Below are 24,741 nucleotides of genomic sequence, written 5' to 3'. Positions count from 1 at the left end.
AAATGACGGCTTAACGTTTTTACGTGTAATTTTTAAAATACGATTAGCCAAAGGCCATATCTCGTATCCCTTCTTTTAAAATCCAATTTCATTTAGTTTAAGTCATTACGCGCTTATTTTGAGAGCTCACATATTATATTTTATGTTTTTTAGGCGCTTTCCATCATTTTTAAGGGCAAAAGTACATTTTTGATAAAAGTATGGTGCTATATGTACTTTGAAGAAATATAGAAGTTTGTCGGCATCGACATTATGTGTAGTAAAGATCGGCTTAAGCGTTAGGGTAACGGTGATGGCGAAAAATTAAAACTGCGATAGCGTGATAGGAAGCTGATTGACGTAAGGAGGTAATGCGATCTCAACGTGGGATCGTAAATAGATCGCCATTATCTTTGTTTCAAGATCACCTGATCCGCGACGCGGGATCCCATGGGTTTTCCATACGATGTTAGCCAATAAAACCCGCCCAAAACTCGATGTTTTCTTCCTGCGATTTCGAAATTAAGTTTCATTTTCTAAAAAAAATTGATGTTTTTTCAATGATTATGCGCATTTGAAGCTGCATCAAATAAGCAATTGAGGCATAATTCGCCCCATGTTGGAAAAATAATCATTTTTTCTGCGAATCGGGCTTGTGATTTACGGATGTTTCACGTACAATTCGCGCCCTGTTTTTTGAATTGAAGCGTCAGTGGACGCAGAGCGGAGTTAACTATGTACGCGGTTTTCCAAAGTGGCGGTAAACAACACCGTGTGGCCGAAGGCCAAACCGTTCGTCTTGAAAAAATCGAAGTAGCCCCAGGCGAATCGGTTGAATTTGACAAAGTTTTAATGGTAAGCAACGGTGACGACGTAAAAATCGGCACACCAATCGTTGCTGGTGGTAAGGTGACAGCTGAGGTTGTTACACACGGTCGTGGCGATAAAGTAAAAATCGTTAAGTTCCGTCGTCGTAAGCACTCTCGTAAGCAAGCGGGTCACCGTCAGTGGTTCACAGAAGTGAAAATCACTGGTATCAACGCATAATAGGAGCACGAACACATGGCACACAAAAAAGCTGGTGGTAGTACCAAAAACGGTCGTGATTCAGAGAGTAAACGCCTAGGTGTTAAGCGCTTTGGTGGCGAATCTGTTCTTGCTGGTAACATCATTGTTCGTCAACGTGGTACTCGTTTCCACGCTGGTGACAACATGGGTATCGGTAAAGACCACACGTTGTTTGCACTAAAAGACGGTAAAGTTCAGTTCGACGTTAAAGGACCGAAAAACCGTAAGTTTGTAAGCATCGTAGCTGAGTAAGCGCGAAAGCTTCTCGCCGAACAGGCTTAGAAAAACCCCGCGCTTGCGGGGTTTTTTGTTTTGTGAAACCTTTCTTTCTTTTTCTGTTCTTATTTAATAGCGTTTAAATTCAATGATGAATTTACGCTATACAAGGTTTTAGTTTTCGATTTTAAGAATACTGAGCATACACGAAAGCGTCATTGAGCATTTTGGTGTAAACTTAGTGTTCGCACTATTAAGTTAATAACCCACGGCATTAAAGCCCGGAGTGATAAATGAAATTTGTAGATGAAGCTGAAATTCGCGTTGAAGCCGGTGACGGCGGCAACGGTACAATTGGCTTTAGAAGGGAAAAATACGTACCTAAAGGTGGCCCGGATGGTGGCGACGGTGGTGACGGCGGCAGTGTATTCTTACAAGCCGATGAAAACCTAAATACATTGATCGATTATCGCTTCGAGCGTTTTCACCGTGCAGAGCGCGGGCAAAACGGCCAAGGCGGAAACTGTATTGGTAAAAAAGGTAAAGACCTTACCGTTATGGTGCCTGTAGGTACGCGTGCTACTGACAGTGACACTGGCGAGGTATTAGGCGACTTAACCCGTCACGGTCAAAAGCTTAAAGTGGCGCAAGGCGGTTTTCATGGTTTAGGTAATGCTCGTTTCAAAAGCAGTACTAACCGTGCCCCACGTCAAAAGACTAACGGTACGCCGGGTGAGATTCGCAACCTTAAGTTAGAACTTATGCTTCTAGCAGACGTAGGTTTACTTGGTATGCCTAACGCGGGTAAATCAACCTTCATTCGCTCTGTATCGGCAGCTAAGCCTAAAGTGGCTGACTATCCGTTTACTACGCTAGTGCCTAACTTAGGCGTGGTTCGCCAAGACTCACAGCGCAGCTTCGTGATAGCCGACATCCCTGGGCTTATTGAAGGTGCGGCAGACGGTGCTGGGTTAGGTATTCGCTTTTTGAAGCACCTTGAGCGCTGTCGTATATTGCTTCACATTGTCGATATTTTCCCTGTTGACGAAACAGATCCTGCGGAAAATGCAAAAGCTATTATCGAAGAGCTGCAGAAATACAGCCCTAAACTGGCTGAAAAGCCGCGCTGGTTAGTATTTAACAAGGTAGATTTGCTACTAGAAGAAGAAGCAGAAGAGCGCTGTCAGCACGTTATAGACGCACTAGAGTGGAAAGGTCCGGTCTATCAGATCTCCGCGTTTCAAAAAATAAACCTCGATCCGCTTTGTAACGATGTGATGAACTTCATCGAAACGCTTCCTGTTGAGATGGAAGTAGAAGAAGAGAAGAAAGAAGTAGAATTTAAGTGGGATACATACCACAAGAATACGCTTGAGGCTCATGACGAGTTTGAAGATGGCTTAGGTGATGATCTCGATGACGACGACTGGGATGAAGACGACTACGATGTTGAAGTAGAGTATCGTCGCTAAAATACAGTTGTTGAAGCCTCATCAAATCTGTGAATTTTAAAAGGGCGCTTTATTAAATACATAAAGCATCCCTGCTCGAAAGCAAAATCGTCTTAATACACCAAGCTGGCTACGCCACGCCGGCAAAAATAGGAGAACCCTTGTAGGGTTTTCCTACCTTCTTAATTGAAAACATTTTACAGATTAGTTATCTTTCCTAAAAATCAAAATAATAATATTAGGAAAACACATGAAATGGATCCTTCTAGCATGGCTGTCCCTATCGGCTTTTAGTGCCTTATCTACTGAATTACCCCTTGAATATTTTACTAAACATGGTGACTACCTAGATATGAAATTGTCACCAGATGGAAAGCATATTGCTGCTCGCGTTCGATTCGACAGTAAAGTTATTCTAGTTGTTCTCGATCGCCAAACACTCGACTTAGTCGGAGGTGTCCGTCCTGGTAATAAAGACATTATCCATACTATGAATTGGGTTAATGAAGAGCGTCTTGTTTTCGAGTACGCAGAAAAGTTTGGTTACTTAGACGCCCCTATGCCTACTGGTGAGTTGTTTGGTGTAAATGTTGATGGAAGCAAACAAGAACAACTTTTTGGGTTTCGAGCAGGCGACGCTAAGCTAGGCAGTCGCTTGTCTAACAAAGACGATACATTGGCGAGTCAGGAAATTCTTAGTCTGCTCGAGAACGACGATGACAATATTCTAATCATCGAATACCCATGGACAAAAAATGGGAATACATACTACGACGATCGCTCAAAGCAACCAGTTATAAGTAAGCTCAATGTCTATAATGGTCGAAAAAGAAAAGTAGACGTCTTACCTTATGGCCATAGCAGGGCATTAGCCAATAAAGCGGGTAGTGTTAACTTCATGACCTGGCAAGACAATAACGGTGACTATCATTCAGCCTATCGAGAGGATGAAGGAGATGAATGGACTGCTCTCGGCGATAAATTTAAACAGGACAGTTATCTTCACCCACTTGGTGCTAGTGAGGATGAAGAGTCAATTTTCCTCGGTGGTCGAAGAGGAGAAAGTGGAGTATATACACTCTATTCCCTAGATTTAAATTCCGGAGAATATAAGGCCATATTCGATAGCCATAAGACCGATATTGAAGACTTTATTCTAGACAAGAATGGTATTCCAGCTGTTGGTATTACCTATCCTGGTAAGTCAAAGGCAGAGTACGCAAAAGTTGAATCTGAAACATCATCTATTCATAAATTATTAGCAGAAGCCTTTGGCGACCAAACTGTGCACATCACTAGCAGTACCAAGGATTGGAAGACACTTTTGGTACATGTTAGCGGTGATGTCAATCCTGGCGAATATTACCTGTTCGACAGTGAGACTCTGAAAGCTGAGTTCGTGTGGGCTAACAGTTCATGGATCGACCCTAGAATGCTTGTTCCTATGAAACCGATAGAGTTTGTAACGTCGGATGGTATGGCGATCAATGGTTATTTAACACTTCCTAATAATTCGAAAGCAGGGGAAAAGCCTCCTCTTGTCGTAATGATTCATGGAGGTCCACATCAAGCAGGTACACGGGATTTTTGGCGTTACGATCCTGAAACACAACTTCTAGCAAATCGTGGCTACGCGGTATTACGTGTTAATTTTAGAGGCAGTGATGGCTACGGCACAGCATTTAAGCGTGCGGGATATAAAGAGTGGGGAGGCAAGATGGTACAAGACATCAATGAAGCTACTCGCTGGGTAATAGATAAAGACTATGTCGATGGCAATAAGGTTTGTACCTATGGTGCTAGCTATGGTGGATACGCCGCACTCATGTCTGTTGTAAGGGCGCCAGAGCTCTATAAATGCGCTATTGGATACGTCGGAATATACGATATGCAGTATATCTTTACAGAAAGTGATATTCCGAATAGCTGGGGAGGTAAAGCTTACTTGTCAAAAGTACTAGGAAATGACCAATCCCAACTACATGATTATTCACCAATTAACCATGTTGATAAGATTAAAGCGAATGTCATGCTAATACATGGTTCAAAAGATAGACGTGTTCCAGAAATAAATGCCGAAGCGCTTTCTGAACGTTTAACTGCTGCGGGAAAACCGCCAGTATATCTGCAATTTAAGCAAGCAGGGCATGGCGTATACGATGAAGGTAATAGACGAGAGCTTTATCAGGGGGTACTCAACTTCCTAGAAACTAACTTAAAATCGTAATGATAGGTAGCGCTGTATTCACCTAGATTGTTTGCAGCGCTTTTTTGTCTAGTGTTAGCTATTAAACCAGTCTGTGCGTTCAGGACAATAAATTGTAAGCATTTTAGCGCCTCATGTTTTGCCTCAAAGCTCTATCTCTACTATCAATCTAAACGGTTTACTTTGGTGACGTGAAGACGCATTTTTGGGGCAATATTGTTATACTGCCAACGCTTTAAATTGAACTTAGCGTGAAGGTAGAAAAATGAAAATAGCAATGATTGCTGCAATGGCTCAAAACAGAATTATTGGTGCAGATAATGATATGCCGTGGCATTTACCGGCTGATTTAAAACACTTTAAAGCCATCACGCTTGGTAAAGCGGTGATCATGGGGCGCAAAACTTATGAGTCTATTGGTAAAGCACTGCCTGGCAGGCCAAATATTGTTATCACGAGCAACAAAGACTATAGCCTATCCGACGCAACCATTGTTGATTCACCCGAGTCAGCCTTCGAGGTAGCCAAAGCGCTTAGCAATGGCGTTGAAGAAATAATGGTCATTGGTGGTGGCACCATCTACCAGGCTTTCTTAGATAAAGCCGACACCTTGTATTTAACCCATATTGACCTTGAGGTTGCGGGAGATACTCAGTTTCCAGACTACGAAGCATCAGCAAATTGGAATGAACTATCAAAAGAACACCATAGCGCTGATGAAAAAAACCCACATGACTACACATTCGTAACGCTAACACGAGCTTAAACGAGAAGGCATAAAAGCGATCGCGCTTTTATATAATCAGTTGCCTTAGCCAACAAGACCAAAGCAATAAATTGACGTTTCTCGCAATAATAGTGACGTAGAGTGAAACACGTATTCGTGTGCGTTAGACAGGCTTGTTCACGTTTGATAAAAAAAATGCCAGTGTCGTAGGGCTCTTACAAACCTTACAACACTGGCATTTTATGTAGTGCGCAGTTGCTACTTCATTTGGTCAAACAAGTTCTCTAGTGAAAGGCCTTGGTGACCCAACATGTCGCGAAGACGACGAAGTGCTTCTACTTGAATTTGACGTACACGTTCGCGTGTTAGGCCAATTTCCGCACCTACATCTTCTAATGTTGAGGGCTCGTATCCCATCAGACCAAAACGTCGAGCTAATACTTCTCGTTGTTTAGGATTTAGTTCTTCAAGCCAATTCACAATATTACTCTTTATATCAGAGTCTTGTAAGCTTTCTTCAGGGCTGAATTCTTTCTCATCAGCAATGATATCTAGTAGCGCTTTATCGTTTTCTCCGCCAATTGGCGTGTCGACCGATGTGATACGTTCATTCAAACGAAGCATCTTTGTAACGTCTTCAACGGGCTTATCAAGGGCTGCTGCAATTTCTTCTGCAGTTGGCTCATGATCAAGCTTTTGAGAAAGTTCACGGGATGCACGTAAATAAACGTTTAGTTCCTTCACTACATGAATAGGCAAACGGATAGTACGTGTTTGATTCATGATTGCGCGTTCGATGGTTTGGCGAATCCACCATGTGGCATATGTTGAAAAGCGGAATCCACGTTCAGGATCAAACTTTTCTACAGCACGAATTAGCCCTAAGTTACCTTCTTCAATTAAATCGAGAAGTGCTAATCCACGGTTGTTATAACGGCGAGCAATCTTAACAACAAGGCGAAGATTACTTACAATCATTCGTTTACGAGAGGCTTCACAGCCTTTCAGTGAGCGGCGCGCAAAATAAACTTCTTCTTCTGCGGTTAGCAATGGTGAAAAACCAATCTCGCCTAGATAAAGCTGTGTGGCATCTAGGTTTTTAGGTTGGTCATCCTGACTAAAAATGGCTTCATCATTTTCTAGGTCAGCGTCGTTTATTAAGGTTTCGTCAGCTTTTATATCAGCTGGCATATCGATGACTTCTAAGTCATCTTGAGGTTTTGATTCTAAGGCTTTGTTTGACTTACCCATGGTGAATCTCCTGCTACAAGGTTTACCTTATGACGTATCTCCTTTGTCTTTATTGTTATTATTTATTTTTATTATTTTAATGTTGGCAGGTACTTCATAGGGTTTAATGATTTCCCTCTATACCTAACTTCAAAATGAAGTTTTACCGAATCTGTTCCGCTGTTACCCATCGTTGCAATTTGCTGCCCCGCAGACACCCATTCTCGTTCTTTTACTAAAATAGTGTCGTTATAAGCGTAAGCACTTAAGAAGGTATCTGTATGTTTTATTATTACCAGATTACCGTAGCCGCGAAGTGCACTTCCTGAGTAAACAACTTTTCCATCTGCTGCCGCTAATACTTTACTTCCTTTAGCACCAGCAATATCAATTCCTTTGTTACCTGACTCCGACTTACTAAAGGTACCTACTAGTTTACCTTTTGCGGGCCATACCCACTGTTTAACTTTGTCTGGAAAACCTGCTGGTGCTTGTTTTTTGACACCGCCTGTCGGCTTCTTGACTGTCTTAACGTTTTGTGGTTTAACATTTTTTTCACTTTCAACATACGCCTGTGGAGAAGGGCGGTCAACCAAACTTTTGTCTACTTCTCTTGTGGTCGGAGGTGTTGACCGATTGGTCTTGTGTGCGGTTGGCGAGGGGGATCTAGCGGTATCTAGTCTGGGCGATAACCTTAATGTTTGGCCCGGGAAAATAGTGTAAGGGGCTGATAAGTTGTTGTATTTTGCAATGTCGCGGTAGTCATTACCCGTGTACCAAGCAACGGCAAATAGGGTGTCTCCCCGTTTAACTTTATAGGTGGGTTTGATGTACTCTTCGCTGCCATCGGGAACTTGACTATTTAAAAGAACCACAGGAGCAGGTGCTGTGCGCCCTGCACAGCCAGCTACCCATGTGCTAACGAATAATGCCAATCCTAAATATAGCAGTTGCCTGTGCATGTCATCGCAGTAGCAGATAAGCGGTGATTGCAAGCGCAACGACAATCCAGCCAAGCACCTCAACATATTGTCTTAGCTTTTGCTCCATGGCAGCGCCACCCCATCGCATCAGCGCTGCAACAAGGAAAAAACGGGCTCCTCGCCCCACAGCTGAAGCAATGACAAAGGGCAAGAACGCCATTTGCAAAAAGCCTGCGCTTACCGTAAAAATTTTATAAGGAATAGGGGAGAAGCCGGCAAGAAAGACGACCCACACGCCATAATCTTTAAACCACTGCATGGCGGTATCGATTTTGTGCGTATAACCCCAGTTTTCAATTAGCGGCGATAGCCATGCGTCAAACGCGAAATAGCCTAGCCAATAACCGGCAATGCCACCCAAGATAGATGCAATGGTAGTAATAAAGGCAAATTGCCAAGCCTTATTTGGCTGAGAAAGCGCCATTGGGGCAAGCATCACATCCGGTGGAATAGGAAAAAATACGGATTCCGAGAAGCTTAACCCACCTAAATACTTGGTTGCGTGACGATGTCGCGCCCAGCGTAATGCCATGTCATAGCATGGCTCAAAAAGCTTCACATTAGCTCTCCTGCTACAAGAGGAACAAATCGAACCGATTCTATGGTCGATGTTTTTAGTTCACCCTCAATCCTGTCAATACACAGTAACGATTGCTGTTCGTTACCTACGGGTATAATTAATCGCCCACCTTCTTTTAGCTGATCACACAAATCTTGCGGAAGACTAGCTGCTGCTGCAGTTACAATAATGGCATCATAAGGCCCTTTCGATTCCCAGCCCTTCCAACCATCGCCATGTTTCATTGCAATATTGTGAAGGTCGAGTTGGTTCATTCGACGTTTCGCATGAAATTGAAGAGACTTTATACGTTCAACGCTAAACACTTTAGCAAAAAGCTGCGCAAGGATAGCCGTTTGATATCCCGACCCCGTACCTATTTCTAGCACTTTTTCAGGTTTGTTGGGGCTATCAAGCAGTAGCTCGGTCATTTTCGCAACAATATAAGGCTGCGATATAGTTTGTCCTTGGCCTATCGGTAACGCGGTATTCTGATAGGCCTTGTGTTTAAGCGCATCGGGAAGAAAGCTCTCCCGCGGCGTGCCAGCAATGGCGTTTAGCACTGCCTGTGAACGTATTCCCTCGTTATAAAGCAGTTGTGCTAACGCGTCTCCTTTTCTAGAAGCTCTCATGATGTTGCGTACTTTCCTTTATTCTTATTAACAGCTACGCGAGATATGAATGGTTGCGCGCCACGCTTACTCGTTATCTAAACCCTATTAATGGGGGATAAGGTTTCCACACATTCCCTAAGGACTGACGTTGCAAAACAGCCGCTAGGAAGCGCAAAGGAGATAGTAAATGTATCACCCTTACTCTGCCATTCAAGCTGTGAAGGCCAAATTTTTATTGCTCGACGTTCTTGCTCAACGCCGCATTGGCTCAAAAAGTCGATAACTTCACTATTTTGTTCAGCAACCGAGTGCTCAAGTGTTAATGCGTCTGTTTGACTAATGAGCGCACCTTTACCCCAAAGCGGTGCAGAGGGGCACACGTCTTTCGCGTCAAAACGGGCCTGCGCATCTTGTTGCTCTTGCGAGCCTGTCGGCCCATTATTTATAAAAAAGCTATTTGAACCGCTAAGAACTAAAGCATCACCTTGGAGCACGCTGTCAAACAGACCTTGATCTAAACGGGCAGACAACATCTCGTTGAATAACCAACTACGCAGCGCAGAAAGTGCCATAGAGCGTTTATTGCGGTGCCTGATGGTTTCGCCATTTACCATGCGTTCGGCCATGACAAGATTACCACCTCGTTGAACCTCACCCATATCATTTAAACGCATAACGCCGAAACGCTGTTCACCATAGTAATTGGGGACGCCGTGCTTTTCAATTTCTCGCAGGCGCTCCTCAATCGCTTCGGGGTGCAGCACCTGACGCAATGTAATGGTAAAGTGGTTACCTTTTAATTGACCTGTACGCAGTTTTTTATTGTGGCGTATTTGTTTTAGTACTTTAACGCCTTCTAATTCAAAGTTGCTAAAGTCAAAATCCGGTTTGCCCGGTGCGTGAATACCGAACCACTGCTGAGTAACCGCATATTTGTCTTTGCGACCAGCGTAGGTTATTTGGCGCAAGGGAAGATTTACGAAGCGAGCCAGTTGCTCAGCAACAAAAGCAGTATTGGTATTCGTTTTTTCAACAAATACGAATTGATGTTCGCCTTCACCGCACGGTATATAGCCAAGGTCTTCTACAACTTGAAAGTCGTCAGCTTGAAATTTGAAAATGCCCGTTGATACAGGTTTTGCGTAATAATACTGCCAATGGTCAGTGTGTAGCGGCTTCATAGTTTTTCCAGTAGTACTACAGCATGGGCGGCTATGCCTTCTTTGCGCCCAGTGTAGCCTAGCTTCTCAGTAGTGGTGGCTTTAACATTGATATCGTCAAGGTTTACGTTACAGTCCTTTGCGATAATTTCACGCATATGGCTTATATGTGGCGCCATTTTAGGCGCTTGGGCAACAATTGTCATATCTGCATTGCTGAGTCTGTAACCCTTTTCACTGACTACATTAACGACATGACGGAGCAACACGCGACTATCTGCACCCGCGTATGCTTCGTCAGTGTCCGGGAAGTGCTTGCCAATATCTCCAAGTGCTGCGGCACCTAACATGGCGTCGCAAAGCGCATGAAGAAGTACGTCACCATCAGAGTGCGCAACGAGTCCCTGTTCATAATCGATGCTCACTCCACCAATTGTGATGGGGCCATCGCCACCAAATTTGTGTACATCAAAACCGTGTCCAATTCGCATTATGATTGTGCCTTTTGATTTGTCGCGCTATCGCTTTTTTCTGTAAAGCTGTGAGCGCTAAATTTTTGCTTAAGATAAAATTCTGCCAAAGGGAGATCTGCGGGGTGCGTAATTTTGATATTCGCCGGGCTCGCGTTTACCAATGCCACCTTGTAACCCGCAAGCTCCATCGCTGATGCTTCGTCAGTAATATTAGCGCCACGCGCTAATCCATCTAAAAGAGCAGCCTTTAGCAATTTTGCAGGAAAAAACTGCGGTGTGAGAGCATGCCACAAGCCATCCCTGTCCTCAGTATGAGAAATCACATTGCCAGAGGAGGCAACACGTTTCATGGTGTCTCTAACTGGTGTAGCTAAAATACCGCCAGCAACGTCTTTGTTGCCCATTAATGCGATAAGAGAAGTAATGTCGGTATCTTCTACACAGGGTCTTGCGGCATCGTGTACCAAAGCCCAGTCGTTCTCACTTAGCATCATGATGCCGTTAAGCACACTATCTGCACGTTCTTTTCCGCCCTCAACAACGCGAATAGGCTTATCGCGTAATTTATGGCTATCGAAGTAGGCGTCGCCTGGACTTATTGCAACGACAACGTCGTCAATCTGCGGGTGCGCCAGCAATGCGTCAATCGTGTGTTCAAGGATCGTTTTGCCATTTAACGTGAGATACTGTTTGGGGCGGTCAGCTTGCATTCGGCTGCCAACTCCTGCTGCGGGGATGACCGCAACAACGCGGGGAGATGTCATTTTTTTCACTTAGAATCTGCGGGCAAAATACGGTAAAAGGTTTCTCCCTTTTTAATCAGCCCTAGTTCGTTTCGCGCCCTTTCTTCAATAGCCTCTAACCCTATCTTTAAATCATTGATATCGGCTTTAAGTAAGGCATTGCGTTGGGCGAGGTTCGCGTTTTGAAGCGCTTGCGATTGAACTTCTTGTTTTCGGTTGAAATAATCGGGAATACTGTTTTTTCCAAACCACAGTCTGTATTGCAGTAAACCTAGCAGTACTAACAATACAATAGGAAGCCATTTACCTTGTAACACAGATTCACCTGACTATATGGTTGAACGGAAAAAAACAGAGGCGCGATGCCTCTGCTGTGTCTTATTATGCCGCGAAGCGGCGTTGAGTCAAAGGTGCTTTACTCACCTTGCCCCAATTTCCCTTTTAATTTATCCAGTAATTTGTTTTTTTGCTGATCTACAACATTGCTAAGCTGCGCTTGAAGAAGCTCCTGAAGCGCGGCGCTGTCGCCTTGGGCTGCGCTCAGCATACTGTTTACATCAACGAGTTCACCAGATAAAAGCGACTGCTCGCTGCTAATCATGCTGTTGAGTTTGTTGTTAAGTTCATCGAGCTTATCTTTTTGGCTGGCGGTTAGCTGTGAAAGCGCCGCCTTAGCCAACTTGTTGTCAAGGTCAGACTTTATATTAAAGTCGGGGTCTGAAAGGGTGCCATCAAGCAACATGGTCATATTTAAGCTCGTAAGAGTTTGAAGCGCTTGCGCGATAGCGCTGGTAACGTCGCTTGTACCTGTTGCTTCCATAACAAGCTGCTCAAGGTCAACTTCGCCTGTACCAGTAAGCATGTTATCAGTTACTTTCATTGAGCCATTGGTTTTCATCAAGGCAGACTTCAGCACAGCATTTAGTGTTTCATTGCCGCTGAATGGAATGTCAGACATATTTACGCCGGCTAATTGCCACACTTGGCTGGCATCAACGCCGTTGCCGTCAATCCAGAATTCACCGCTAGAAGTAAATGATTTTAATAAGTCACCCGCTGCCTCAATAGTAAAGGTAGTAGGGTTGCCAAAGACTTCGTGAACGTTAGTAATGTTATTCCACTTACTAGTAATAGATTCGTTTTGCCATAGCACCGATACGTTCGCTTCTTTTACAAGAATTGACGGCACTTCGGTAGGTGCTTCGCTCTTTTCTTCCCCTTGAATAAGCGGCATCACAATTTGCATTGCAGACATTAAGTATTCTGTGTATTCGGCGGCTTTATCGCCAAATACAAAATAGGTAACCTGCGAAAGGGCAGCTTGATCGCCAGCTATAACACCTTGAAGCAGGGCGTAATCTTCTTGCGGGGCTCTTTTAAGTGCCTCAACACTCTCACTTAATGCCTTCTTGGCGTCGCTCGCTTTTTCAGTAAAGTCACTTATAAGCGCGCGATCGGCCTGCATTTCTTCTTTCAGCTTGTCGAATGCTGACTTGGCTTGTACCAATGCTTGCGGGTCTTTGTAGTTGGTCTCTTTCAGTTGTGCGACTTGAGTTTTATAGTATTCAATGCGTTTTTTATCAGGAAGTGATTCGTAGTCAGCTTTAAGGCCTTCACCATAAGTAGCGTAAGCAGCCTTGGCGTTTTTAATCGCCGCTGTGGTTTTTAATGGATTTCTAGCAAGTAGCTCATCTACCGTGGGGACAGCCTCTTTCGCTTTTGCTTTGATTTCATTAAACGACAATGAGCGCTGTGGGACGCGATAAACCTCGCCTTGTGAAGGGCGCTCGGTATCGAACTGTACCTTTAGCAGGTTAAGGTTGTTTACGATAACTTGATCATCAAGTAGAGGCTTTAATTCTACGTCAGCATTAGCCTCGCCTACGAACACTTGATTGTGAGAAGGTTTAGTAGGATTAGTTAACGCAATACCCTTAAGTGTAACCGTTGTGGGAAAAAGGGAGTGGTCGAATTCATCGATATTAACTTCAGCGCCATAGGACTCACCCAATTTCGACTCAAGAATCGACTTAATAATGGTGTTGGCAAACAAAAGGTACACAAGGAACAACAACACAAAAAAACCAACAACCCACAGTAAAATAGGCTTACCCTTTGAACCACTACTCATATTTCAACTCCTTGATATTAAAGCGCTTAGCAGCTTTTGCTTTTGCACTTCATTTTTTGCGCTTGCTCTTGAAATCGTCAGAAAGCGTGCGAAAGACCGCTAACATTAGTGCTGATCAGTGTAATGCAGACAGCAGCAATCTTCCATACGTAGCGAGCATACAGAATGTTTAATTGGGCGGTTATTTTGCAGTCAACACTGTAGAGCCTGATTACGACATATCGTTTTTCAAATTTGAAATGCTTGAAGCTGCCCTACAACTTGGCGTTGAGGTAGCCTACTTAACATAGGAAGCGGTGTGTGAGGCAGCCTTTACTTATCGAAAGTAAAGGCTAGCCACTTTTTAGACTTTTATTTTAAGATATATCTACTCTGTATCGGTCAAGCGTTCTTCCATAGCGAACGCTACTATCACACGATTTATAATTTAAAGCGGTTTGCGATATCCATGATTGATAAACAACTGCTGCGTAATGCCTGACTGGCGGCCGCTAATTCGTCTGCAGTGCGCAGGCTAATATCAGCAGCACCCGATAGCGCGTTAATACGCATGTTGGCCTCGGTAGCGGCCTCTGCCTGTTGCTCAGTGGCTCTTGCTATCTCGCTACTCATATCAGCAATCTCTGTCATTAGGCGGTCGGCTTCTTGCAAGTTTATATTTGCTTGAATGGCGTTATCAACGGTTTTGGTAGAGGCTGTTTGACTGACTTTCACAGCGTCTACTGCGCTTTTCGCGTTGCTTTGTAATTTTTCAATCATAGCCTGTATTTCATCGGTACTTTGACCTGTGCGACTGGCTAGTGTACGAACTTCATCGGCAACGACAGCAAAACCTCTACCTTGTTCACCAGCCCGTGCCGCTTCTATAGCAGCATTTAAAGCCAGTAGGTTGGTTTGTTCAGCTATACCCCGAATTACATCAAGCACTGCGCCAATACTTTCTGTTTGTGCAGCCAGCTCAGTTACCACACGGCTAACACTTTCAATATCAGAGGTTAAAGATCGAATGTCTTCTACAGTGCTATCTACTACTGCTGCACCTTGTTGCACATTTGTTCTTGCGCTACTCGTACTCTTCTCGGCTGAATCGGCATTGCTACTCACGTCATTTATCTGCGTTGTCATCTCTTCCATTGCCGCAGCAACTTGAAGCATATTTTCGTTCTGTGTTTGGGCCTGCGCGTTACTGTTTTGACTGGACGACTCTACTAATTCTGCCTGCTGAGTGAGTGAATTAATGTTTTCACGAATACCCAATAAGGATTGACGCATTTTTTCAGTATATTCATTAAAGTAGCGTGCTAATCGCGTAATTTCGTCTTGCCCTGATTCTGGCAGAGAACGGGTTAGGTCACCTTCACCTTGCGAGATATCCTTCATCCGTTCTGTAACTTCTTGAACCGGTTTTACAATACTGCCGCCGATAACATAAATAAGCAGAACCACTAAAATAATGCTCACCACACAGAATACAATAATGACGTTACGCAAATGGGCGTATTCTTTTTCAAGATTTGTCAGGTAAATCCCTGAACCTACCGTCCAACCCCACGGTTTAAATTCTTTCACGTAAGAGATTTTATCTGTTGGGACTTCTTCACCTGGGAGTGGCCATACGTAATCAACGAAGCCGTCGCCTTGCGCTTTTACCCGTTGTGCCATTTCAACAAAAAATGGCTTTCCGTTGCCGTCTTTGAAAGTGCGTAGATCTTGCCCGTCAAGGGCGGGCTTGATTGGATGCATAACCATGGAGGGGGTTTGATCTTGGATCCAAAAGTAGTTGCTGCCGTCGTACCTTAAGGCTTTGACGGCGGCGAGTGCCTGACTTTTAGCCGTGTCTTCAGCTACACCCTCTTGCTCAGCAAAGCTGGCGAGCATAGTGTGAACGACTTCTACGAGGTGCTGATTTTCATCATATGACTTTTGTTTTAGGGCTTCGTAGTGCCTGTTTAAAACCAGCGCTGTAAGTAAAACAAATAACAGCGTGATGAGCGCTGCGATGATACCTAGGCGCTGTATCAAACTAAATTTTCTTAACCACATAAGGCAAAACCTATCTATTAATTATAGTTTTTCCTAAGTGTAGACGTTTTTTTATTAAATGCTTTTTTCTAACAGCTTAAAAATACGTGTCTAAAATCATATGTTTTTTACAATTTAAAGACTTCGTGAAGCAGTAAGAAAAACGATAAAAAAATGTGTCTGCGACATGTTATTAAATGTCATCTAACCCACTGGCTATGCAGCTTGACACGGGTTTAAAAAAACTTTGTTGACAGGGGCTTGGCAGGGCTTTTTTCTGTGCTACCATCCGCGCAAATTTGGCGCCGTCGTGATCTTCATCCAAAAGTATAAAGTTTAAAGATTAACGATACGTCAGTGCAGGGTTTCGACTTTGCTTGTTTTTTCCACGCTTCCATGTAACCGTGAGTAGTCATACACGGCGGGAACGCTTTTTATTACAGCTATTTCTATGAAAGGGTTGCGATGCTCATTAACGACACACTTCATACAACTTCACCCCTACGCCAGCGCATAAGAGACTACTATCGCATTAGTGAGTCAGTGGCTGTAGATCAAATTCTTCCTATTGCCGAAGTTAATCCTCGTGCGCGCAGTCGCGCGTGGGAGAGAGCGCGAAAGATGGTGCTACAAATTCGCCGCGAACAAGAAGGGCATGGTGGCGTAGACGCACTCTTAAACGAGTACTCGTTGTCTACTGCCGAAGGCGTGGTATTGATGTGCTTGGCCGAAGCTTTGCTACGCGTGCCAGACAAGGCTACGCAAGATGAACTTATTCGCGACAAACTCTCTCAAGGACAGTGGACACCGCACCTTGGCAATTCAGAGTCATTGTTTGTAAACGCATCTGCGTGGGGCTTGTTGTTCACCGGCAATATGGTGAACTATGCCGACAAGCGTAAGAAAGAACAGTTTGGCCTGCTGAAGCAAACCCTTGGACGCTTAGGTGAGCCCGTTATTCGCCGTGCTATGAACATTGCCATGCGCGTTATGGGCCGTCAGTTCGTTATGGGCGAAACCATTGAAGATGCAGTCGACCGCGCTAAAGAAAAAGAAACCAAAGGGTATGTGTACTCTTACGACATGCTTGGTGAAGGCGCACGAACTATGCGCGACGCTGAGCGTTACTACGATGCATACGTGAAGGCGATAAAGGTTATCGGTAAAGCGGCTAATGGACGCGGACCAAAGCGCTCGCCGGGTATTTCAGTAAAGCTTTCTGCTATTCATCCACGTTTTGAATTTTCACACCGCGAACGCGCAATGGAAGAAATTCCTCCGCGTTTAAAAGCGCTGTGTATGATGGCGAAAGAATACGATATTGGTTTAACGGTAGACGCTGAAGAAGCTGACCGTCTTGAACTTTCTTTAGATATCATCGAAGACGTATTTCGTGATGAAGACCTAAACGGGTGGACGGGCTTTGGCTTGGCTGTGCAAGCCTACCAAAAACGTGCCATCCACGTTATCGAACATCTGCGTGAACTTACCCTTGAGGTAGGTCGCCCATTGATGGTGCGTCTGGTTAAGGGAGCATACTGGGATACGGAAATTAAGCTTACCCAGCAAGCAGGTCTCGAAGAGTTTCCTGTATTTACCCGCAAGTCATCAACTGACGTGTCATACCACGCCTGTGCAAACCGCTTACTTGAATACCGCGATACTATTTACCCGCAGTTTGCTACACACAATGCTTACACCGCATCGGTGATTGTTGAGCTTGCTGGTGATGACAAAGAAGGCTTTGAATTCCAGTGTCTACACGGTATGGGCGATACCCTTTACGATCAGGTGGTAACACAGGATAAGATTCAATGTCGCGTTTACGCGCCTGTGGGTGAACACGAAGATCTATTGGCCTACCTAGTACGTCGTCTTCTTGAAAACGGCGCGAACTCGTCGTTTGTAAACGCCATCGTTGACGACGAAAAACCGGTTGAGTCTTTGCTCGAAGATCCAGTAGAAAAAACCCAGCGCTTGAAGGTGCGTTATAACAAGTTAATAAAAACGCCACGTGGGCTGTATGCGCCTGAGCGCGATAACTCTCGTGGTTTAGACCTTACCGACACGAATGCAGTTACTGCTTTAAAACATGAACTAGAGCGTTGGAAGGACTACTACAAAGCCAGTGGCGAAATACCAGAGGGCGCTACGCCCGTATTAAACCCTCTGGATCACAACGACATTGTTGGTTATCACCATTACGCGACGCCAGACGATATGCGTAAGGCGCTAGATGACGTTGATGCAGGTTTTGAAGCTTGGTCTAAGCGCGATGTGAGCGAACGCGCTGAAATTCTAAATCGCACTGCAGATGCGCTTGAGCGTCACATGGCTGAGCTTATTGCTATTTGTATGCGCGAAGCGGGTAAAGTTGCGCAAGACAGCATAGATGAAGTACGTGAAGCGGTAGACTTCTGCCGTTATTACGCAGTACGGGCTGAAGAACTAGCGGAAGATCAGCGTCTGCTACCTCGCGGTGTGGTACTGTGTATCAGCCCATGGAACTTCCCACTGGCCATATTTCTTGGGCAAGTTACCGCAGCGTTAGCAACGGGTAATACGGTTATTGCTAAACCTGCTGAACAAACCAGCATCATTGCCCAGCGCGCAGTAGACATTATGCACTCGGTAGGTTTACCGGAAGATGCATTAAAACTTATTGTATCGCCAGGTAAGGAAGTGGGTGAAACCTTACTGCCAGATGAGCGCATTAAAGCGGTAATGTTTACAGGTTCAACGCAAACAGGAACGCTTATTTCTCAGGTGCTGGCAGAGCGCGGCGGCGAACAGGTACCACTTATTGCAGAAACAGGCGGTCAAAACTGTATGATCGTCGATTCAACTGCACTGCCAGAGCAGGTGGTTGATGATGTTATTCGCTCTGGGTTCCAGAGCGCCGGCCAGCGCTGTTCTGCACTTCGTGTGCTTTACGTTCAGGAAGAGATTGCTGACGATCTTATCGAAATGCTTATTGGCGCGATGAAAGAGTTGACGGTAGGTGACCCAACACAGCTTGCTACCGATGTTGGCCCTGTTATTGACGAAAAAGCGTTGAAGAGTCTGACCGACCATCAACAAGCGATGGAAGATAAGGCGAAATTACTTTATCGCTCGGAAATGCCTGCGACGTTTAAAAACGGAACCTTCTTCCCACCAACGTTGTATGAAATTAAAGACATCGATGTGCTAGAAAAAGAAGTATTTGGTCCAGTGGTTCACATTGTGCGCTTCAAGTCGAAAGAACTTGATAACGTGCTAGAGCAAATTAACGGTACCGGTTACGGCTTAACTATGGGGATTCATTCGCGCATTGAAGAACGTGCCAATGAAATTGCTGCAAAGAGCCGTGCGGGTAACATTTATATTAACCGCGATATCATTGGTGCCATTGTTGGCGTTCAGCCGTTCGGTGGCCGTGGACTTTCTGGGACGGGGCCAAAAGCTGGTGGTCCTAACTATTTGTCTCGCTTAATGATGGAGCGCGCCACGCCTAAGCCTTCTCATATCGATGATGTAGACGGAACTGATGCTGCACTTGTAGGTGATGAAAAGATTGCTGAACGTGCACATGTGATGATGGACAAAGCGAAAGCAGTAGAGGTGCAGTGGCGTCATACGCCGTTGAACGACCGTATCTCTATGGTGCGTCAGCTTCTCGCAAAAATTGCGAAAGTCGATATTGTTGATGAACTTGCCGACGATTTAAACCGTACTCTTGCGACGGCGCGTCAGCAGCTAATCAGCGTTGAGCGCAAGCTCGCAAAACCACAAGTTTTGCCAGGGCCAACAGGTGAATCGAACAAGCTTTACCTAGAGCCGCGCGGTATTCTGGTTTGTTTTGCCGATAAAGAAGTAACGTTTGAATACTGGTTGTTGTCTGTAGTAACAGCACTTTCAACCGGCAACCCAGTAGTGTCAGTGGTATCTGAGATTTTCTATGAAGAAGCGGTAGAAATTCAGAACAAGTTTGAATCGACAGGTGCACCTAAAGGTTTGTTCCAAGTGGCTCGTCTAGCTCACTTAGATACGTTATTGATGGATGAAGATTTAGCAGGTGTTGTAGTAGATTCAAGCACTGAACGTACAGCTCGAATCTCGGCTATGTTGTCATCTCGCAAAGGCGCAATACTGCCTGTTATCACAGCAGAATATAACGATAACCTTATTCAGCGTTTGATGACTGAAAAAACGATCAGCATTGATACAACAGCATCGGGTGGTAACACCTCACTAATGACCCTTGTTGAAGATGATGAATAAATAAAGGGAATAATGCTTCACGAATAAAAATGGCCAGCAGTATGCTGGCCATTTTTTTTGCTATTCGGTTCTTGGCGACGCCAAACCGCGTTTAGGTTACATCCATTCGCTATTTCGACGTTTGCGCTTTGGAAGGTAGGTTATCAGCACGCCAAGTAGAATACCGATACCGGCTACCATGCCACCACGGGTAAACCATGTCACCAATTCATCCTTGCTTGCACTTTCAACTTGTGCGGTAAGTCGAATAATTTGAGATGCCTGTTCGTCATTGGTAGTAGTAAGCTTAGACACCTGTTGACGAGCGTCGTTAAGCTGCTGACGAAGCTTTGCATTTTCCGACTGTGCCGCCTGCAGACCACTTTGGCTTTGAGCAAGCTTTTCGCTAATGATGGGTAGCTGTTCTGCCTGTGACATTGTGTTAGACACAAATTTACTTTCTACCCAGCCTTTACGACCCTCAGGATCAGTAACCTGCGTAAACTCAGCGTCATTGTCTCTTGCTAGAACAGTAATAGGCGTCCCGGCTTCAATTGAACCTAGAATGCGATAATTGCGACCAGGTCCGGTATGCATAAAGATAAACAAATCATCTCTTATATAGTGTGATGAAGACGCTTCTAAATCAGCGGTATCTTGTAGCGAAAATGCTTGAAAAGAGCACGCAATAAGGGCTGCTGCTAACCACTTTCGAATCATATGAAGTCCAATTTAAGAATTTAAAACGTGAAGATGGTATTGGTTGACCGCCATAAAGGCAAGTTTGTTCCACTTTTGTCTAAATTTAGAAGACCAGAAAAACGCTGTAGCATTGCGAAAAGTATGTGACAGAGGTATGGTGTCAGCATCATAAGCTGTGCCTTGCGCAACCATGTCAGAAATAGAATTAAAATTTGTAACAGGTGACAATGCTCACCAAGCGTTTACTCAACGGGTCCTCCCTCTTTTTGAAAACCACAGTATAAACGTCAATTCACATCGCGAAATGCGATTGGAAAACGACTACTACGACACGGATAAACTCGACTTTCAAAATAATAAAATGGGGTTTAGAGTTCGTGGAAATAACGGTGAGTACGAGCAAACCTTGAAAACCAACGGTGTAGTAAGCGGCGGCTTACACAAACGTATGGAATATAACGTTGCCTTGGAAAACTCACGTCCTGATTTGGCCTTGTTCGATAATAACGTGTGGCCGCAGGGCTGGGATATAACTGTAAAAAATGCCAGCTTATCAAAGCAATTTAGTACCCATTTCACGCGAAATGCTTACGTGGTCACTATCGACGATAGCGTTGTTGAAATCGTGCTGGATTGTGGCGAGGCGACAACAGAAAAGGCCAGTTCATCGATTAACGAGATAGAGCTTGAGTTAATGTCTGGCAATATAAACAGTCTGTTTTCGCTGGCTGCGCTAATAAATAACAATATGCCTGTAAGGCTTAGCGATGTCTCTAAAGCGGCACAAGGCTATCAACTACTCCACGGCTTCAATGCAAAAATACGTCATTTACCGGACTTTCTCCCACTAGAAGAGAGTACCACAACAGAAGACGCGTTTTGTCATGCTGTACAAACCGCATTGGCCCATTGGCAGCATCATGAACATGTGTTTTGTGAAAGCGGGTCCATTAAAATGCTTGGGGAAGTTGCGAAAAGCGTTCGACTGCTGCTACAAAGCGTATCGCTTTATCTCCCGGTGTTGCAATGTCCAGAATTATTAACCCTGCATCAAAAGCTAGTGGCTCATGCAGGAAAGTGGGGATGGCAAGATGATTTGCAGAGCCTTCGCTATCTGCTTTCTAAGAAAAGCATGTTTAGTAAAACACTGAGCAAGCATCCCGCTGTGGTTAGTTATCTTCAAGGGCGTCAGGCAGGGTTGATGCATGCTCATGAGCCCGAAAAGTTGTTTTTTGACAACGAAGCGACTGATATCAAACTCTTGGCCATCAGCCTAATACAAAACAAACCTTGGCAAAGTGAGGCGACAGGCTTCGACCATCCTGTGCTTGAGCACGCAAAAGGGTGGTTGTCGCAGGGATGGCAGACAGTTCAACAAAGCATGCCGCTTAGCAAGACCATGGGACCTGTTAACTATAGCGCGGTCGAAATTGTGCTTAGGCAGACTCTATGGAGTGGGTTTCTTTTAGGCGACTTGTTTGTGGAAGAGCGCGGAAATTTTCGTGCTCCCTGGCTAGATCTGCTTACCGGTATTGATGAGCTCAACGCACTCTTGATGCTGAAGCAGTCGATAGATGATGCCGAGGTTGATTCTCACAATGAAGTGCGTAAATGGACAGCGGAAAAACTGTCTACGCTTATTCGTATTATGGAACGAACGCGTTCTGTTGCGATGCAACGCGACATATACTGGTAGCCGGGCTAAATGGGTAAGTTTCCAGAAGGCAGTGTAAATCTCATGGATGGAGGGCGCTGATGACCTCAGCTATTTTTAGTTACATTCTCTACGCGTCGATAGGCATTTATGTATTCGGGCTAGCACGTTTAATCTTGCGAAAAGAGGGATTACGCAATAAGCGCTGGCTGAGCGTTGCTTTTATTTGCTGGCCTCTTTTCATGCTAGATGAATGGTTGCGCCTAGCTTCAGCTACCGAGTTTGCTTTTGTTTATGGTTTATCAGACGTGTTTGCAGTTATAGCTGTCACCTGTTGCTATCGGGCAATTAAGCCCATGTTATTGGCTTACCCCTCATCAAGAAAGCGATTGTGGTGGCCAGTGGTTATTACCGCTGTATTTCAGAGCACCGTGCTTTTAATCCCCATTGAAGACAAACAGCAGTGGCTCTCAGCTTCCCCCACGGGTCAGCCATTACTGCTATGGCCTGCTTATATCGCGTCGCTGTTAACTGGATTTAGCGTATTGCTGATAGGTATCTTAATTACTGAGCATATTCAGATGTATCACAGGCATCTTCCAGAGCAGGCTGTAGATATTAAAAACCTAAAAATGCCCAAGTTGGCTGGCGTGATGGGAAGTTTAGTGGGAGTGGCATTTATGAGTATTTTGCTTGTTACTGCCGCTACGTTTGGCTTTTTCCCTGTACCGTTTTGGGAAAGCTTTCATCATTTAATGATAGGTACAGCACTATTGGTCGTGCTGTTTTCGCTAACGTTCATACGACGCACGTCGCCGTCGCCTTTAGACTATGAACGGCTAGATGAAGGTAAGGCGTCACCTTATGAGAATAGTAGTGTTATTTCTAAGGCAGAGCGCTACACCATAGGTTCAAAAGCGTACAAAAAGCGATTTTTAACGCTAGATGAATTTTGTAAGGGGGCTGACATTGACCCCACATCACTAGCATTGGCCTTACAGCTGACAGATCGTAAAAACTTCAGGCGGTTTATTTTCCACTATCGCCTCGAATACGCGAAAAACGTGTTGCTGCGCAGTGACGCCAAGCTTGAAGCAGTTGCAAAGCGCATTGGGGTGAACTCAGAAAAGTTTCTGAGCGACTATTTGGTAAAGCACCTCGATACGACAACGCTAAAATAGGTGGCACGACCGCTGCCATCGCTAACCGCCAAAGGCGTTTGACAATATCTGGTGGGTAAATGTCTTACGCAAATAAAACCCTCGCGGGCGTGTTTTTATGCGCTGACCTTCTTGCCCTAACGCATCTGTGAGCACTTTGCCGTTCGCGGCTTTCGGCCGGATATGCAGCGCTACACCCTGACGAGAGGTGATCGTCTCAACCTGTCCTGTGGAAATTTGCTCAACTAATTCTTCCCAGTCGCTTCGTAACAGCGCATCTTCATGCACGTTGGGCCGCCAATAAAAACCGGTAGCGACCCTTCTCTGCGCAAGCGGAATGGCTCTATCTCCTTCAATAGGTAACCACAAAACTTGCTGTAATTTATTGCGCACATTTGAAGTTTCCCATGTAATGCCAGGGGGCATGAGCAGCGGAGCAAAACATACATATGTTGTTTCTAATGGCGAAAAATTAGCGTCAATAGGTATAGTTTTCAATTCAATACCCAGCTCAGGGAAGTCTTGCTGAGGTTTAGAGCCTGCACTCGCCCCTAGCCATTTCTCTATGAGCATGCCTGGCCAGCCTTTGTGGCGCTGAAGATTAGCTGGAATAGCGATATTTGCCATCTCGGCTAACTCTCCCAATGACAAACCAGCAATAGCATGACACCGCTGTAAAAGGCTTTCTGATGACGTTGGCGGAGATGATGGGGGCTGCATAAATGTCGTTATTTCCTATTTGAGCGGCGATGGCGAACATTAAAGCTATGATTGGAGCATAGTTTATGGAAGAATGAAAACATATAACAGTATAGTGTGCCCGGGAGTCTATGTGATAGATGCCGATGGATTCCGTGCGAATGTGGGCATAGTGATTTGCAACAAAATGGGTCAAATATTTTGGGCAAGACGTTATGGTCAACATTCATGGCAGTTCCCTCAAGGCGGAATTGATGAAGGGGAAACTGCCGAACAAGCTATGTACCGCGAGCTTCACGAAGAAGTAGGGCTGACACCGAAAGATGTCACTATTTTAAGTGTTACCCGCAACTGGCTGAGATATAAATTGCCTAAGCGATTAATTCGTCAGGGCAGCAACCCTGTTTGTATAGGGCAAAAACAAAAATGGTTCTTGTTGCAGCTTGATTGCAACGAGCGAGATGTCAATGTACTCAAAACGCGTCATCCAGAGTTTGATGACTGGAGGTGGGTAAGTTACTGGTATCCGATAAGAAACGTTGTATCGTTTAAGCGAGACGTTTACAGACGAGTAATGAAAGAGTTCTCGCCTGTGGTCATGTCTGCGCAGCATCGTCCACCACAACGCCAAAACGTAGTGCCACACAAACGTGGCAAAAAGCGCAGGCGCGGCTAAACATGCGGAAGATTGCTATGCGCGGGTGTAAGCAGCGAGTGAACAA

21 protein-coding genes are annotated in these 24,741 nt (G+C 44.9%); 9 read left to right on the top strand and 12 right to left on the bottom strand.

Going from position 1 to position 24,741, the window contains the following annotated elements:
- Window positions 1-714 precede the first annotated feature (714 nt).
- The 5 genes from rplU (at window position 715) to folA (ending at window position 5,686) form a co-directional block, all read left to right on the top strand.
- Entirely contained in the window at window positions 715-1,026 is a 312-nt protein-coding gene (rplU, locus tag C6Y39_RS08505; RefSeq protein WP_105930829.1) for a 50S ribosomal protein L21, read from the top strand.
- A 15-nt stretch (window positions 1,027-1,041) separates the two neighbouring features.
- The gene (gene rpmA / locus C6Y39_RS08500) at window positions 1,042-1,299 is read left to right on the top strand and encodes a 50S ribosomal protein L27 (protein WP_012517170.1); all 258 of its coding nucleotides are present in this window, start codon (window positions 1,042-1,044) and stop codon (window positions 1,297-1,299) included.
- 257 nt (window positions 1,300-1,556) lie between these two features.
- Window positions 1,557-2,735, top strand: coding sequence for an Obg family GTPase CgtA (cgtA, locus tag C6Y39_RS08495; RefSeq protein ID WP_105930828.1), 1,179 nt, complete (start codon window positions 1,557-1,559; stop codon window positions 2,733-2,735).
- Window positions 2,736-2,964: 229 nt separating this feature from the next.
- Window positions 2,965-4,941, top strand: a complete 1,977-nt coding sequence (locus tag C6Y39_RS08490) for an alpha/beta hydrolase family protein (protein WP_105930827.1) — start codon at window positions 2,965-2,967, stop codon at window positions 4,939-4,941.
- 256 nt (window positions 4,942-5,197) lie between these two features.
- Window positions 5,198-5,686: a type 3 dihydrofolate reductase gene (gene folA, locus C6Y39_RS08485; RefSeq protein ID WP_105930867.1), complete on the top strand. Its 489-nt coding sequence runs from the start codon at window positions 5,198-5,200 to the stop codon at window positions 5,684-5,686.
- A 219-nt stretch (window positions 5,687-5,905) separates the two neighbouring features.
- On the opposite strand, the gene rpoS is transcribed toward folA, so the two are convergent.
- The 10 genes from rpoS to C6Y39_RS08435 form a co-directional block, all read right to left on the bottom strand.
- Entirely contained in the window at window positions 5,906-6,898 is a 993-nt protein-coding gene (gene rpoS, locus C6Y39_RS08480; RefSeq protein WP_105930826.1) for an RNA polymerase sigma factor RpoS, read from the bottom strand.
- 71 nt (window positions 6,899-6,969) lie between these two features.
- Window positions 6,970-7,839, bottom strand: coding sequence for a peptidoglycan DD-metalloendopeptidase family protein (locus C6Y39_RS08475; RefSeq protein WP_105930825.1), 870 nt, complete (start codon window positions 7,837-7,839; stop codon window positions 6,970-6,972).
- Between the two features lies 1 nt (window position 7,840).
- Entirely contained in the window at window positions 7,841-8,419 is a 579-nt protein-coding gene (locus C6Y39_RS08470; protein WP_105930824.1) for a YqaA family protein, read from the bottom strand.
- Complete coding sequence (locus tag C6Y39_RS08465; protein ID WP_105930823.1) at window positions 8,416-9,051, bottom strand: protein-L-isoaspartate(D-aspartate) O-methyltransferase; 636 nt, start codon at window positions 9,049-9,051, stop codon at window positions 8,416-8,418. The genes C6Y39_RS08470 and C6Y39_RS08465 overlap by 4 nt, the downstream gene beginning before the upstream one ends.
- Window positions 9,052-9,128: 77 nt before the next feature.
- Window positions 9,129-10,214, bottom strand: coding sequence for a tRNA pseudouridine(13) synthase TruD (gene truD, locus C6Y39_RS08460; protein ID WP_105930822.1), 1,086 nt, complete (start codon window positions 10,212-10,214; stop codon window positions 9,129-9,131).
- Window positions 10,211-10,684: a 2-C-methyl-D-erythritol 2,4-cyclodiphosphate synthase gene (gene ispF, locus C6Y39_RS08455; protein WP_105930821.1), complete on the bottom strand. Its 474-nt coding sequence runs from the start codon at window positions 10,682-10,684 to the stop codon at window positions 10,211-10,213. Before ispF ends, truD begins: the two co-directional genes overlap by 4 nt.
- Window positions 10,684-11,430 carry a 2-C-methyl-D-erythritol 4-phosphate cytidylyltransferase gene (gene ispD, locus C6Y39_RS08450; RefSeq protein ID WP_105930866.1) on the bottom strand — a complete coding sequence of 249 codons (747 nt, stop codon included), beginning with the start codon at window positions 11,428-11,430 and terminating at the stop codon, window positions 10,684-10,686. The genes ispF and ispD overlap by 1 nt, the downstream gene beginning before the upstream one ends.
- Before the next feature lie 5 nt (window positions 11,431-11,435).
- Entirely contained in the window at window positions 11,436-11,726 is a 291-nt protein-coding gene (gene ftsB / locus C6Y39_RS08445) for a cell division protein FtsB (protein ID WP_105930820.1), read from the bottom strand.
- 98 nt (window positions 11,727-11,824) lie between these two features.
- Window positions 11,825-13,540 (bottom strand): TIGR03545 family protein, encoded by a 1,716-nt coding sequence (locus C6Y39_RS08440; protein WP_105930819.1) that lies wholly within the window; start codon window positions 13,538-13,540, stop codon window positions 11,825-11,827.
- 420 nt (window positions 13,541-13,960) lie between these two features.
- Window positions 13,961-15,583: a methyl-accepting chemotaxis protein gene (locus C6Y39_RS08435; protein ID WP_105930818.1), complete on the bottom strand. Its 1,623-nt coding sequence runs from the start codon at window positions 15,581-15,583 to the stop codon at window positions 13,961-13,963.
- Window positions 15,584-16,027: 444 nt separating this feature from the next.
- Between C6Y39_RS08435 and putA the strand changes: the two genes are divergently transcribed.
- Window positions 16,028-19,825, top strand: a complete 3,798-nt coding sequence (putA, locus tag C6Y39_RS08425) for a bifunctional proline dehydrogenase/L-glutamate gamma-semialdehyde dehydrogenase PutA (RefSeq protein WP_105930817.1) — start codon at window positions 16,028-16,030, stop codon at window positions 19,823-19,825.
- A gap of 96 nt (window positions 19,826-19,921) precedes the next feature.
- On the opposite strand, the gene C6Y39_RS08420 is transcribed toward putA, so the two are convergent.
- Complete coding sequence (locus C6Y39_RS08420; RefSeq protein ID WP_240618845.1) at window positions 19,922-20,524, bottom strand: TIGR04211 family SH3 domain-containing protein; 603 nt, start codon at window positions 20,522-20,524, stop codon at window positions 19,922-19,924.
- 172 nt (window positions 20,525-20,696) lie between these two features.
- Between C6Y39_RS08420 and C6Y39_RS08415 the strand changes: the two genes are divergently transcribed.
- Together C6Y39_RS08415 and C6Y39_RS08410 are read left to right on the top strand one after the other, a co-directional pair.
- Window positions 20,697-22,202 carry a CYTH domain-containing protein gene (locus tag C6Y39_RS08415; RefSeq protein WP_105930816.1) on the top strand — a complete coding sequence of 502 codons (1,506 nt, stop codon included), beginning with the start codon at window positions 20,697-20,699 and terminating at the stop codon, window positions 22,200-22,202.
- A 59-nt stretch (window positions 22,203-22,261) separates the two neighbouring features.
- On the top strand, window positions 22,262-23,341 hold the full coding sequence (locus C6Y39_RS08410; protein ID WP_105930815.1) for a helix-turn-helix domain-containing protein: 1,080 nt from the start codon (window positions 22,262-22,264) through the stop codon (window positions 23,339-23,341).
- 21 nt (window positions 23,342-23,362) lie between these two features.
- On the opposite strand, the gene mutH is transcribed toward C6Y39_RS08410, so the two are convergent.
- The gene (gene mutH, locus C6Y39_RS08405; RefSeq protein ID WP_105930814.1) at window positions 23,363-24,040 is read right to left on the bottom strand and encodes a DNA mismatch repair endonuclease MutH; all 678 of its coding nucleotides are present in this window, start codon (window positions 24,038-24,040) and stop codon (window positions 23,363-23,365) included.
- Between the two features lie 112 nt (window positions 24,041-24,152).
- Here mutH and rppH point away from each other — a divergent pair, with 112 nt between their 5' ends.
- Window positions 24,153-24,695 carry an RNA pyrophosphohydrolase gene (rppH, locus tag C6Y39_RS08400; RefSeq protein WP_105930813.1) on the top strand — a complete coding sequence of 181 codons (543 nt, stop codon included), beginning with the start codon at window positions 24,153-24,155 and terminating at the stop codon, window positions 24,693-24,695.
- The last annotated feature ends 46 nt before the right edge of the window (window positions 24,696-24,741 follow it).

The sequence above is a fragment of the Alteromonas gracilis genome (genome assembly GCF_002993325.1).
In the GTDB taxonomy this organism is placed as follows: Bacteria; Pseudomonadota; Gammaproteobacteria; order Enterobacterales; family Alteromonadaceae; genus Alteromonas; species Alteromonas gracilis.
The sequence above is the reverse complement of the archived record's forward strand: the minus strand, read 5'-3'. Positions and strand labels throughout refer to the sequence as shown.